We start from the raw sequence: 12,696 nt of genomic DNA, 5'->3' as shown, positions 1-12,696 counted from the left end.
TTGATAGGGCTTTAAGAATAAGTGGTATCGATTTTTGTACTGAGTTAGAGAAGGTGGGGCATAAAAAAGAGAAGTGAGCACTGGCGCTCACTTCTCTCTATTTGTTAACAGGTGGTAACTAATGTTTGTACTGTAATGTTCTTAGCATCACTATATCGTTGATACGATTATGATTTGCTCTTGAGCAGATCAGAGAACACCACGTGTAGGTCGCTAGAAGCTGTGCTGCTGTCTAAATTGAGCTTTGAGCGGATGTGGCTTAAGTGTTCTTGCATCAATTCTACCGCTTGTTCTTCATTACCAGATTCAATCGCATCAAGTAACCCAGAATGCTCATCTAAAGAACAGTTTGAATGATTACCTGTTTCGTATTGAGCGATCAGCAGTGAAGTTTGTGACACTAAACTGCGCTGGAAGGCGAGAAGTGGTGCGTTCTCTGCCATTTCAGCCAGTTTGATGTGGAACTCACCAGACAGCCGTAAGCCAGAGCCGTAATCACCTTGGTCAAAGGCGCAATTCTCTTTCGCTACTAATTTTCTACATTCTTCGATTTGAGCTTTGGTCGCGTTTTTCACTGCAAGTTCGGTGATAGCGATTTCCATCACTTCACGCGCTTTAAATATCTGTTTGGCTTCGTCTACCGTTGGCGCAGCAATCATTGCTCCTCGGTTAGGGCGGATCACCACAACTTGTTCTAAAGATAGACGTAGCAAGGCACGACGGATGATTGTACGGCTAACACCAAAGATTTCTGCTAGGGCTTCTTCACTTAATTTAGTGGCTGGTGGTAGCCTTTGTTCTAGTATTGCGTCGAAGATATGGCAGTAAACAACATCGTCTTGAGTCTGGCCTGATACTTTTGTATTTACACCTTTGGAGACAGAGTTTTTGAGAGCTGTCATAGAGATAAGGACCCTTGTTTAGTCGAGTTGGTCTGGTCGAGAGTAATTCATGAGTATTACTCTATATTGTATACATTTATCTATACAATGCCACCGCATGAAAGTGTAATACACGCTTATTTGTTAATGACTTATAACATTTAGTTTGCAGGATACTGTGTGCAATATTGAGCTTTAAGCAATTCTAGCGACAACTAGACTCGATTATCGCCGCAGCTGTATGCAACGATCTGGCTGATTTCGCTTAGGCTACGTCCAGATTGTTGCTGCCACTCATTAAAGGCTTTACCTGCCGCCAGTTGTGCTCGCTTGGTGTTACGACCGCTATCGATAACATCTGTACTACGCAGATGCGCTTCCACATCAGAAGACAAGATGAAGGTGTCTTTGCCCATTTGACGTAAAGTGTAGGCGCCCGTGTTACCGCCTAAACGCTTACCGTGTTTTTTCAGATAATCCCAAAGCTCAGTAATGCGTTCTGATGGCCAGTCGGCAACCATTTGTGAGAATGAATCGGCTTCACGTTTGGCATTGTGGATCATGGTGGCGTTAGCTGGGATGGTCATCACCTTAGTGAGGTGGCGAATAATACGCGGGTCTTGTGCTTTTTGTTCCCACATTTCATTAGGCAGCATCAGCATTTTTTCGATATTGAATTCAAAGAATACTTCTTCAAATTGCGGCCATTTCTTTCTCACTACATTCCATGAAATACCACATTGGAAGACCTTTTCGGTAAAGGCTGCCAACCAGCGGTCGTCGGTCATTTGTGATAGCTCGGCTTGTGAAAGAGGCGCGTGAACAATCTTTTCGAGTTCGGCTGCACCACCTTTACGGTGAGCCGCGCGTTGATAAATGGTGTCGAATTTTTCTTGGGTCATTGAAGGTTCCAAACTAATGCGAGTTTTTAAGATATGGGGTCAAATCTGGTAATTAAAACCAGCCTGACAATTAAAACGAACTAGCCGAGCTGTAATTCCATTTGATACAAGGGCCACGTTTTGCCGTTGAACTCTTTAACGCTTGGCTCTTTGTCGACAACCTGAAACCCCGCTTTGTCATAGCAGCGCTTTGCCCCTTGGTTTTGCTTGAATACGGCCAAGGTGATGGTGGTGACATCCGGTATTTCTTTCGCCTCTTCTAGGGCGGTTTCTAGCATCGATTGTCCTAACCCGTTGCCTCGAAAGTTTGGGTGTATGGCGACACGGCAAAAGCGAAGCTCACTGTCTGACATGCGTTGAAATTCCATAAAGCCAAGTAATTCACTTGTGCTAGAACCAGCATTAGATTGAGAAAAGGTATACAGCTCAACATGTGGTTCTTGAGATCGTTCGATGATAGAAGTCGCTTCTAACGGCCAGCCAAATGTTCGTCCGCCCCACAACACGTAGTCTTCGAGCGATGTAAACCAAGTGACGATCTCGTCGGCGTCGGATTCCTTAAAGCGATTAATTTCCATATTCGTACTTCTCCCTTGTTGGCTAACTATTTTTCTAAGCAAGTAAGCCGTTAAACTTCTGCGCCCAACTGATCAAGAAAGCCACGCATGTAGTCAGTGCGCTTGTTAGCTTCTAACTTGGCGGATTCTGTATTCATGGTTTCAGCCAGCTTAAACAGCTTCACGTAGAAATGGTCGACGCTGTAATGCTTGTCATCCAAGTCTCGATGTTCAGCGAACGGGTCTTGATGGTTATAGAGTTCGGCATTAAAGCTCTGACCCACGTACAGGCAGCGAGCAATACCAATTGCCCCGAGAGAATCAAGACGATCCGCATCTTGGACTATTTGCGCTTCTAAGGTTTCTGGTGTGATGTTGGCGCTGTAGCTGTGCGTGACAATGGCATGATGGATCCCATCAAGATAGGACGCGGGGTAGTCGATAGATTGAAGAAAAGAGATTGCCTTGTCTGCCGCCATTTGAGAGCTTTTAGCTCTGTCTTGGTGGTTCTTCGGAAAGGTGAAGCAATCGTGAAGGTAAGCAGCGGGAAGAACGACTTCAAGTTTAGCCTGCTCTTGAGTACACAAAGCTTTGGCAGTTTTGACGACGCGCTTAATGTGGCTGATGTCGTGCGCTGCATCTTGTGTCATTTCTCGCTGTGCAAAATCAAGCAGTTGGCCTTCAAATTTCTCAATCACGTGTCTCTTTCTCCATCTTTGGGCGTTAGCAATCTTGTTCATCATTTGGCATATATTTCACATCGACTTTAACAGTTTCAAGCGCGAGTTTTTATCTTTTATAAAAGCTATACCGACAAAAAAACCGACTCTGTGAGTCGGCTTAATAGAGAGGCTTGTCTACGTTGATAAAAGCATTATCAACGGCAGTTAGAGCTTAAGCTGCAGCTTGTTGAAGCTGTGCTAATACATCATGCAGAGAAGAGCTGATGGTGTGACCAAGCGCTTTTACTTCGTCACATGGCTCTACTAAATCAGGGATTTGGAAGCTGATCATGTTGGCTGCCATAGAAGCTCGAATACCGTTATTTGAATCTTCAAACGCGAGACAAGTTTCAGGTGCAACCCCTAGGCGTTCAGCTGCAAGTAAGTAGATCTCTGGGTGAGGCTTACCATTAGTCACTTCGCAACCTGTGCTTAATGAGGTGAAATAAGAATCTAAGCCAGCCAGTTCCAGCTTTTTCTTCGCGATATCTAGCTGAGTTGAGGTTGCCACCGCGATTGGAATGTCATTCGACTTTAGCCATTCAAGCAGCTCAATCACGCCGTCTTTTACTGGAATAGCTTGGTTCTTCACTATCGCGCTATAGCGGGTGCGCCATTCGTTATTTAGAGCCGGATAATCGAGATCTTCACCATAACCATTTCGAAAGATCTGTTCGATGGTTTTTGCGTTGCAGCCAATGATGCCTAGGTAAACGTCCTTTAAAAATGGGACACCCTGCGCGTGACATGCTTCTTCAAAAATCTGCATACAAAGTCGCTCGGTGTCGAGCAGCAGTCCATCCATATCAAAAATAGCAGCTTGAAAATTCATATCCGTGGTTCTTTATGTGTTGTCGTCGTGAGGGCGGGTATTTTGACATAGTGTCTAGGGATAGGCGAGCCAGTGTTGTGTGAGAATACGTCTAACTGGTTCGGCAATATGCTTATGAGTGACTTTAATTGTGATTGGTTGTGGGTGGAATAATACCGTTAAGTTATGAGACTGGTATTTTATAGGCTATACGGATCTAATAGACACAATAGTGGTTATCATAGATAACAAATCTAGGTCGAGAATCTAGTTTACTATTACAATTCATAAACTTACAGACTTGGTAGCGTGACCACAATCTTATAAAAAACAATTTGCGGAAGCCTGCAATGAGAGTGTGACCAAGCAATAAGTAAATGGCTGAATTTGCGGACAAAATATAGTTAGTCCACATTTTTAGCAGGGTTGCTTATGTTGTATTTTGAGTTTCTATTTTTACTTGTCGTTCTCTATATCGGTTCTCGATATGGTGGTATTGGCCTAGGTGTTGTTTCTGGTATTGGTTTGGTTATCGAGGTGTTTGTCTTCAAGATGCCACCAACGTCTCCACCTGTTACCGTAATGCTGATTATCCTCGCCGTTGTTACCTGTGCCTCGATCCTCGAAGCCGCAGGTGGCTTAAAATACATGCTGCAAGTTGCGGAAAGGGTGCTAAGAAAGAACCCGAAACGTGTCACCTTGATAGCCCCGTTTGTGACTTATTCGATGACTTTCCTATTGGGTACTGGCCACGCGGTTTACTCAATCATGCCGATCATTGGTGATGTGGCATTGAAGAATGGCATTCGTCCTGAACGTCCGATGGCGGCAGCTTCAGTCGCGTCTCAACTTGCAATCACAGCATCGCCAATCTCGGCAGCCGTAGTTTATTACTTAGCGCAGTTGTCTGATATTCAACACTCTATCACTTTGCTTTCAATCCTATTAGTGACGGTGCCTGCAACGCTATTCGGTACGTTGTTACTTTCTTTGTACAGTTTGAAGCGCGGCAAAGAATTGAACGACGATCCTGATTACCAAGCTCGTTTAAAAGATCCTGAGTGGAAAAAGCGTATTGAAAACACCACTGCGACGTCTTTGGATGAAGTGCTTCCAAGCTCGGCACGTAATGCAGTATTGATTTTCCTACTGTCGATAGTTGTGATTGTTATTGTGGCGATGGTGCCTGAGATCAGAACCATCGTAGACGGCGACAAGCCAATCAAGATGTCGGTGATCATCCAAATGATGATGCTCTGCTTCGGCGGTATCATTCTATTGGCGACCAAAACCGACCCACGTGATGTGCCAAGTGGTGTGGTATTCAAATCGGGTATGGTGGCAGCGATTGCTATCTTCGGTATCGCTTGGATGTCGGATACTTACTTCCAATACGCAATGCCTCAGTTCAAATCCGGCATCGTGGAAATGGTAACCAACTACCCATGGACGTTCGCACTAGCGCTATTCATCGTATCGGTTGTGGTGAACTCTCAAGCGGCTACTGCACGTATGATGCTACCGGTTGGCCTTGGCTTAGGACTCGACCCAGCCTTGTTGATCGGCTTAATGCCAGCAGTTTACGGCTACTTCTTCATCCCGAACTACCCATCAGATATCGCAACGGTTAACTTCGATGTGTCTGGCACCACCAAGATTGGTAAGTGGTATTTCAATCACTCATTCATGTCGGTTGGTTTAATCGGTGTTGTAGGCGCATGTTGTTTAGGCTACGCACTAGCACAGATTTTTATCGCTTAATGTACTAGCAAGCTCATAAACAAAAAAACAGCGCCTGAATTGGCGCTGTTTTTGTTTGGGATATTTGAAGTATTGGTTTTCCGAGTCGATACTAACGAGCTTCAAAAGCCAAAGACAGAATTGCTTCTTCAATCGTTGGGAAGTGAATTTTCATCAAGCATACTTCAGCTTTTTGGAATTCGTGATTTCGTATCAGCTTAGTCACGCTTTCTAATGAATACTGCTCAGGTCGTTTTGCTAGAGATAGTTGATTTGAGCTCGATTGAAGTGAATAGCTGTTACCTTCAGAATCAATGAGGTAATCATCTTCGCCCAAGATCATGTCTGAGCATTCTGCTTGAAAGTCACTCTTGGATGCGACGTAAATAAGCTCATCATCGCCGTAGAGTTTTACTAAAGATGGCCAACGGATCATTACAGCCTCTGAATCATATATGTTGAAGTTTATCGACTATAAACAGTTTTGAGCCTTGGATCATCTACTGTTCTAGCTGGTCAAACGCTATTTACTTAAGAGCTACTTGCTCAAAGAGCGGCCTAGCGGTGCAAAATAGCCTTGTATCGCATTGTAGATTTGTTCTCTATGCGTGAGGTCTGGATAGAGGGGGAACATATCCGGCTTTGTTGTGCCGTCGACTAGGTACGAGTTTTTGATATCTGAGCAGGATTCAATGGCGGACTCGAAAGCACGCGCCATCATCTCTGTTGGTAACGAGAAGTAGCGGGCAGACGTCGCTTTGTCGGCTATGACACTTCGGGCAACGTAATCGTGTTTATCCAAGTGATTTTGGCTGAGTAGCGTGGAATCGAACAGCGACATCAGACTCTCGTTTAATGGATGAGGTCGCACCTTTCTATCATGTAGCCAACAATCGCTGGCAAACAAGATGTGTTTACGAGGCCCTGAGGTATCGCCAATCTCAAATGCCTTTTCAGCGATGTAGTGATCAAATGCATGCCAAAACTCGTGAGCAAGCGCACCAGCACCAGCGTTCTTGGCAAGGGCTAATTCTCGTTGGTTCGGTGCGTAGTGTGCTTGCACGCCTTTTCTGCCACCACTGCCAAACGCTAAGCCTAATGTGCCGCGCAGGCCAATGGCTTCTGGCGGCAGAGCCAAGATGTAAGCCAAGTCTGCAAGCGAGTCGAATATCAGATTCGCAGCCAGCTCTTTCTCTTCTTTGGTTACCCAAGCACCCACGCGAATACTGCCCATACCAAAGGTCTGCTTGATGTCCATGAAAGACACCTGATCACCATGGCGATAGTCTGGGCCTTTGCGAGTCTTGTATTTAAAGTGGGTTAACTTCAAAAGAGTCCTTGGAAATGGTGGTAGATGCAGTTTAGAACTGTTGTGTGCGCATTAGGTTAAGCTTAGAAAGTTAACACCTTTGTGACTAGATTACCGAACAAAATGAGTTAGGTTGTGTTCGAAAGCCTCCCATGAGGTTGGGGTACCTTCGTGGGTCAGCGGAAACAGAGACTTATTTGGCTTGGCGTAACTCAATCGGTGAAGCCTTTGCGTGACGTGGTAGCTATCGAGCCCTGAAATCGTGACTAAATCTAGCGCTTCTAAATCAAGGTAGCCATCCGGCATCACGGCACGCTTGGGTGCTTGAATCGTAATAACCTCTCCAATCAGCATCTGGGTTTGATTACTCTCTATTGATATCTGTTCTTTCAAAACCAGCCCTATCTTGAGTGCACTTTCTAATACAAACGGCGCGGGAAACATGTCGTCATAATAAGGGGTGAGCCCAACGGCTTTGAATTCGGATGCCGACTTTGGATAACGAGCCGAGGTTTGATGCGCTTTTTGAACAAAGTCAGCGCCAATGCTGTTGATGGTGAAGTGTTTGGTTTCGAGAATGTTGTCCAAGGTGTGGCGGCGTCTTTTACATGGGCGGACAATAAACCCGAATAGTGGAGGGTGAGAGCCTAAATGTACCACCGAGCTTATCACAGCCAAGTTTGCTGCCCCTTGACTGTCACAACTACCAATCAAATTTGCACTCTTGAATCCTGATAATGAGTTGACTAGACGAGTGCGCGCTCGCTGCTCCATGGCTTGAAGATCGTTCTTTGACAGGGTGATGTCCTTCATAACCTTTCTCTTCCTATTTGATTAAATGAACCTGCGTTTTTATGAGCCTATATGTACGAACATGAGCTTTTTATCGATCAGGAAAATTATCCGTTTCGTGAGCTACCATTATGTCTGCATGAAAGGTGAGTCTTTTGGGATTACTGGAACTGATTGGAAGGCGTTAAGTTGTGGAGTAGCACCAAGAAAGTACTACTCCGTTGTTGTTTTGTTAGAAGCACCTGTTGTGTATTCAAACCGATCTAAAGCGCGGCATTTTGAATGTCATCTAAGGCATCACAATAGAAAGGGCCACTGAACTCCAATAAGGCTTGTGGCATGTCTATGGTTTCGGCCAAAATGTTGTGCTCATACAAAGAGACATTGACCGCGGCCTTCATCGACTTCATGTACTTTTGCTCTCCGCCAAAGATAATCACAGAAGGGAAGGCTAGCGGATAAAAGCTTTCCAGTTCTGACTTTACTTCCATGACCATCTTGTACTTAATTTTGTTCATTTCGAGTTTTAAGTATCCCGCGCAGGAATCTACCTCTCTTTTCAGTGAAATATTGCCAATCGCCGGGTAGAAGATCAGGTCATAATTAGGGGAGATATAGCGGCCAGCCCACAGTTCAATATTAGAATTCCCAACTTTTGCGCCTGTAAACATGTAATAGAGTTCATCAGAAAGTCCCATGGTGTAGATCATTCCCGCGCTAGACTCTTTGTCGTACCACCCTTTATCAAGCTGAGCGTATCCGCTTCCAAATAGTGACTGTTCACCATCGTAGAAACTGTATTGAATCGGCGTGCCGACGGTGTAAAGAAACCACTTTCCTCCGACCCCCGGTAATTCAGGAATCATGCCAAAAGGCGTTTGTCCCGGATTTCTTCCACGCCAATAATGAGCATGTCTGCCATCCCAACGCATCGAGAACTGAAAGTCTTCGAAAGTCACATTCAGTGTGTCTTCATTGGCGACGACAACCCCTGGAATTTCGTAATGAAACTGCTCCGAGTCTTCAAAACCTCTGAGGATTAACTCATCACGAAAGATGTCGTATTTTACTGTCTTACCGTTTATCGGTGTAAACGCGAGATGCACGTAAGCCTTCGGCGTTGGTTCAGTAAAGTCTGGAGCTATATAGGTTTGTAGGCTGATTTTAACATAGCCGACCTCTGGTACGGCGATATTGTAGAACCATTGTTCAGCCCAAGTTTGTTGAGATGATGGAGTGTGAGGGCGTATGTCCTCGAGTGTGGTAGCAAATCCTTGTGTTAGGAACAAGCAGCAACATGCTAGCCCTAAACGCAGTAGTTGGCGGAGGTTCATTGACGTGATGTCCTTTATTGGATCCCTTGGAAAAGCGAGTATCAGGCATAGAGCGAAGTGCTATATGCCTGACGAGCTGTTTATTTTCGGCAGATACGAGCGTCAGTGAAGTAGAGCCCTGACTGACAAGTCGTCCCGGATTGGCAGTGGGCATCTTCTTGGCAATAACATTCGCCGCGTACGTTACATCCTGGTTGTAGATAGTTTTCTAAAGGTGTTTCACCACTCACACGCTCCCAGAATGGGTTAGTAAAGGTATCGAAAGGGTCTAGTTCAGCTTTAGCTTGCAAGAACTCTGGCCACATCGGGAAGCGAGAGGGCATGTCCTCAAAAATAGCGACTGAGTTTTTCCCCCAGTGTGGTCTCGCATCATATTTTCGCAGTGACATTTGCTCGATTTCTAGGTTAACGAAATAGTTTTTAGGCTCTTTCTTGCCCTCTTTACGCAGTGTGTATTCAATGCCGACGAAAGCGGTATCTCGTCCTGCGCTCATTCCTAAATAACTGTCGGAAGCTTTACCAAATCGGAAGTAAATACCATTGAGCGGGAAGCAAGTACGTGGGTGAGCATCGACGATTTGGCGGACATCATTGATCCAGTTTGGCAGGCGCTCAATGTCGATAGCGACTTCTTGAAGCGCGATAGGCAGACGATCCCAGATACATTTGTTCGGGTCTTTGCATTCGAAGTACTGCATTTGGTCTGAATAGCCGATAGGTTCATCAACTGCCTTACCTGTGACACTGTCTCTGAAGTAGGACTTTGCTCGGCCATTGTAACGAGCGACGGCAGCAAGACATTGCAAACCAGCACCTGGGAATTCGTGTGCGGCATTAAACAGTAGCCCGAAGAAAAACTCCTCCGCATCTGTGACATCGGCTTGTGCATTGTAGGCTTGGCCTTCTGTCTCGATTGGAACGGGGTTGTAAAGCGTCGTGGTGTAACGCCCTAAGCCGGGGAACCATGCGATGTTCGCAGAGTAATTGTTGTGTGCAATATCCAGTACTACGTCTTCAAGGTCGGAATCATCTCGATAACCGGTGACTTCTGCTTTCACTTTAAAGGCATCTTCAAGTTTTAATGTCGCTTCAACCACTACGCCAAGCACACCAAGGTTCACTCTTGCGGCGTCCAGTAAATCGCCCTCAAGTACTCTGACTTCGCCTTGTCCATCAACAATTTTAAGTTGGGTAACGTAGTCAGCGAGCATGTTGCTTGGTCTATCTAATGTAGAGCCGTGTGTGCCACTGCCCAGCATGCCACCAACGGTAAAGATAGCTAACTCCGTCACCATGTTGATCGCGTAACCTTGCCCGCGCAAGAAGTCATTAAGATCGTTGAACCGCATACCAGCTTCAACGGTGACGGTCTTATTTGTTGCATCGAAGTGAACGATCTTATTCATATTCTTCAGAGTGATTTGAACTTGGTCGTCACCGGCACAAGCGGCATCGATTTGGCTGGCGAACTTGCGATTTCCCGTCATCACTTTTTTACCGCGTATCAGAGCGTCTTGGACGATGTTTTGTACTTCATCAATAGAACTTGGGTCGTAGATCGCTTCGGGGTGGCAAGTGTATGTTCCTTGGTAGTTCGAAATCTCTCTTTCCGGTTCATTGGAATGAAGAGAGAAAGCTGTCCCCATTACAGCAGCAAGCAAAGCGTTACCAAGTACCATGGTTTTTATTTTCATTAAGACTTCCTTGTGGTTTAGTCGAAGTTGATTTTTAAAGGTGGTTTTCTTCATCGAATCGATTAGCCAAATCGAGGCAGAATGTGTTGTTTAATGACTTCTTGAACAGCGCTGCGATGACTTGATAAACGTGAACTGAAGAAGTCTCCTACGTTGGCTTTATAGGCATCGGCAGGTCTCGGGCCTATCTCTGCCACCCAGAGTGCATGATTCGTAGTCGCAAAGTTGAGTTGTGGGTGCCCTAAGATCGCTAATGGGCCTTGTGCTAAGTTTTGTGCGTCAAAGATCCAGATCTCTTTGCCATTTCCAATGCCGTAAGTAGGGTGACTACGAACCACTGCTGTGAATATGTAGCCGTCGTCTTGAGAGGTGCTGTTAGGGCGAGCCATAAACTGAGGCGTTCGCATCACACAATCTGAGGGAAATTGATACGCATCGGCGAGATTCATCGAAAGGCAGTCCATGTGCACGAGAGCCGAGGGTTGGTCGGTTTCAGGTAATGAATCGTTGGTGAACCTTCTATTTGGGTAGTGCTCATACGCGTCTGCGACACGCTTAATGACATGGTCTTTGCGATAGCCAACGGCAGCCCAATAAATGTGTTCAAATTGCTCTGGGAACTGGAAGTGTCCACGGTACGCGGGATCATTCATATCCCAAAAAAGTTGGTCGTCTCGTATCAGCCTGAAGTCTTCATTTATCTGTCGAACGGATTGCGACTGAACTTGGATCCTTGCGCGTACTAAGCCGCCGACATCGATAGGTGCTGCCGGGTAACCTGCCAATTGACTCGGAGTTCTTCCACCAAATAATCGCTTATCGCGTGTGTATTGGGGCTCCGATTTGTCCATCGCTCCTAGGTATTGGCCATATAGGGTGATTTCGTGTTCATGGTCATCGTAATTACACATGATGTCTGAGGTATCGAAATCCAGTTCTAGGTAGTCGGCAACCACATAATCGCGCCCGGGAATGAGATCTTTCTTGCGAATTATCCAAGTTGGAGTTCGATGTTGCTGAGCATAAACCGACGATATACCGAGCATACGTAGCGGCTCGACTTGCGCTGCAGTTTCAAATACGAGGATGTGGTGGCGCGTTACACCCAGCGAGTGAGCGGTTGCGGCGATAAAGGCGGGCTTACCGTTACGGCCAATAATGTTCCAGCCTTGTAAAGGGCTGTGCTTGTCCCATTTCAGAAGCCGTATAAATCCATTTTTAGTACCCGTGTTGGAAATATTTCCACCGTAGTTAATGGTGAAACATTCATCCGACTCTAGATCAAAATATGGATGGCCTGTAGTACGTACTTGTGGAAACAGCCATTTGTCTGGAATAAAAGGACTCATCCAAGGTGGGAGGCTGCTCTGCCACTCATCATAGTGACCAATCGGTGTGATCAGGTCTAAGCTGAGCGCATCAAATTCGTAGGGAACCCCACCTTCGTAGCTGAGCGCGAATCGGTTGTCACCCAGGTAGTTGGGCGCGGTATTACAATAGTTGACGAATCCCATCGTCGGGCTGTAATAAGCCATACCACCAAGCAGTTTAAAGCTGTCATAGCCATAGGAGATATGCTGTTGCATGATGGCTGATGGGGTATCAATCATCTTACGTAAGAAAGAAACTTTGCTTGGCGAAAAGTCGAGACGGGTTAAAGCGCCGCGGCCGTTCGGACTCAGGTGGTCTGGCTCTAATGGTATTCCTTCAGAAAAAAACACATGGCCATGGATATCAGCTGGCAACTCTCCACCAATAAGGTGCAAATCTCCTGAGGTTGCGCTGCGTCCAGCCTGCATAATTGAGACTGGAAATGAGGAAGGGATGTTGTCTTGCGAAGCCAAAAGTTGGCTTGGCACAAAGGCAGCCCCGGCTACGCTTTTCAAAAATGTACGTCTTTTCATTGCTCTGACTTATATGTTTGCCCATGCATATAAACAAAGTAGGTGAGTTT

12 protein-coding genes are annotated in these 12,696 nt (G+C 45.8%); 1 reads left to right on the top strand and 11 read right to left on the bottom strand.

Going from position 1 to position 12,696, the window contains the following annotated elements; genetic code table 11:
• Positions 1 to 167: 167 nt before the first annotated feature.
• The 5 genes from L4C44_RS07840 to L4C44_RS07820 all read right to left on the bottom strand — a co-directional run bounded on the left by L4C44_RS07840 (position 168) and on the right by L4C44_RS07820 (position 3,894).
• Positions 168 to 902: a GntR family transcriptional regulator gene (locus L4C44_RS07840; protein WP_215402819.1), complete on the bottom strand. Its 735-nt coding sequence runs from the start codon at positions 900 to 902 to the stop codon at positions 168 to 170.
• A 194-nt stretch (positions 903 to 1,096) separates the two neighbouring features.
• Positions 1,097 to 1,783: a DNA-3-methyladenine glycosylase I gene (locus tag L4C44_RS07835; RefSeq protein ID WP_428804788.1), complete on the bottom strand. Its 687-nt coding sequence runs from the start codon at positions 1,781 to 1,783 to the stop codon at positions 1,097 to 1,099.
• A gap of 80 nt (positions 1,784 to 1,863) precedes the next feature.
• On the bottom strand, positions 1,864 to 2,361 hold the full coding sequence (locus L4C44_RS07830; protein WP_428804787.1) for a GNAT family N-acetyltransferase: 498 nt from the start codon (positions 2,359 to 2,361) through the stop codon (positions 1,864 to 1,866).
• A 50-nt stretch (positions 2,362 to 2,411) separates the two neighbouring features.
• On the bottom strand, positions 2,412 to 3,038 hold the full coding sequence (locus L4C44_RS07825; protein WP_428804786.1) for an HD domain-containing protein: 627 nt from the start codon (positions 3,036 to 3,038) through the stop codon (positions 2,412 to 2,414).
• A gap of 196 nt (positions 3,039 to 3,234) precedes the next feature.
• Positions 3,235 to 3,894, bottom strand: a complete 660-nt coding sequence (locus L4C44_RS07820; protein ID WP_428804785.1) for an HAD family hydrolase — start codon at positions 3,892 to 3,894, stop codon at positions 3,235 to 3,237.
• Between the two features lie 411 nt (positions 3,895 to 4,305).
• Between L4C44_RS07820 and L4C44_RS07815 the strand changes: the two genes are divergently transcribed.
• Positions 4,306 to 5,634, top strand: a complete 1,329-nt coding sequence (locus L4C44_RS07815; RefSeq protein ID WP_428804784.1) for an anaerobic C4-dicarboxylate transporter — start codon at positions 4,306 to 4,308, stop codon at positions 5,632 to 5,634.
• Between the two features lie 91 nt (positions 5,635 to 5,725).
• Here the strand turns inward: L4C44_RS07815 and L4C44_RS07810 are convergent, their stop codons facing one another.
• The 6 genes from L4C44_RS07810 to L4C44_RS07785 all read right to left on the bottom strand — a co-directional run bounded on the left by L4C44_RS07810 (position 5,726) and on the right by L4C44_RS07785 (position 12,646).
• A complete protein-coding gene (locus L4C44_RS07810) occupies positions 5,726 to 6,049 on the bottom strand; it encodes a DUF4144 domain-containing protein (RefSeq protein WP_428804783.1) in 324 nt (107 codons plus the stop codon).
• 102 nt (positions 6,050 to 6,151) lie between these two features.
• Positions 6,152 to 6,943: a CLCA_X family protein gene (locus tag L4C44_RS07805; protein ID WP_428804782.1), complete on the bottom strand. Its 792-nt coding sequence runs from the start codon at positions 6,941 to 6,943 to the stop codon at positions 6,152 to 6,154.
• Positions 6,944 to 7,033: 90 nt separating this feature from the next.
• Complete coding sequence (locus L4C44_RS07800) at positions 7,034 to 7,735, bottom strand: flavin reductase family protein (RefSeq protein WP_428804781.1); 702 nt, start codon at positions 7,733 to 7,735, stop codon at positions 7,034 to 7,036.
• 242 nt (positions 7,736 to 7,977) lie between these two features.
• Positions 7,978 to 9,048, bottom strand: coding sequence for a hypothetical protein (locus L4C44_RS07795; RefSeq protein ID WP_428804780.1), 1,071 nt, complete (start codon positions 9,046 to 9,048; stop codon positions 7,978 to 7,980).
• Positions 9,049 to 9,128: 80 nt separating this feature from the next.
• A complete protein-coding gene (locus L4C44_RS07790; RefSeq protein ID WP_017105017.1) occupies positions 9,129 to 10,742 on the bottom strand; it encodes an FAD-binding protein in 1,614 nt (537 codons plus the stop codon).
• Positions 10,743 to 10,804: 62 nt separating this feature from the next.
• Positions 10,805 to 12,646 carry a carotenoid oxygenase family protein gene (locus tag L4C44_RS07785; RefSeq protein ID WP_428804779.1) on the bottom strand — a complete coding sequence of 614 codons (1,842 nt, stop codon included), beginning with the start codon at positions 12,644 to 12,646 and terminating at the stop codon, positions 10,805 to 10,807.
• Between the last annotated feature and the right edge of the window lie 50 nt (positions 12,647 to 12,696).

Origin of the sequence: Vibrio satsumensis, from assembly GCF_050337435.1 — a bacterium.
Classification (GTDB): Bacteria; Pseudomonadota; Gammaproteobacteria; order Enterobacterales; family Vibrionaceae; genus Vibrio; species Vibrio satsumensis.
The sequence above is the reverse complement of the archived record's forward strand: the minus strand, read 5'-3'. Positions and strand labels throughout refer to the sequence as shown.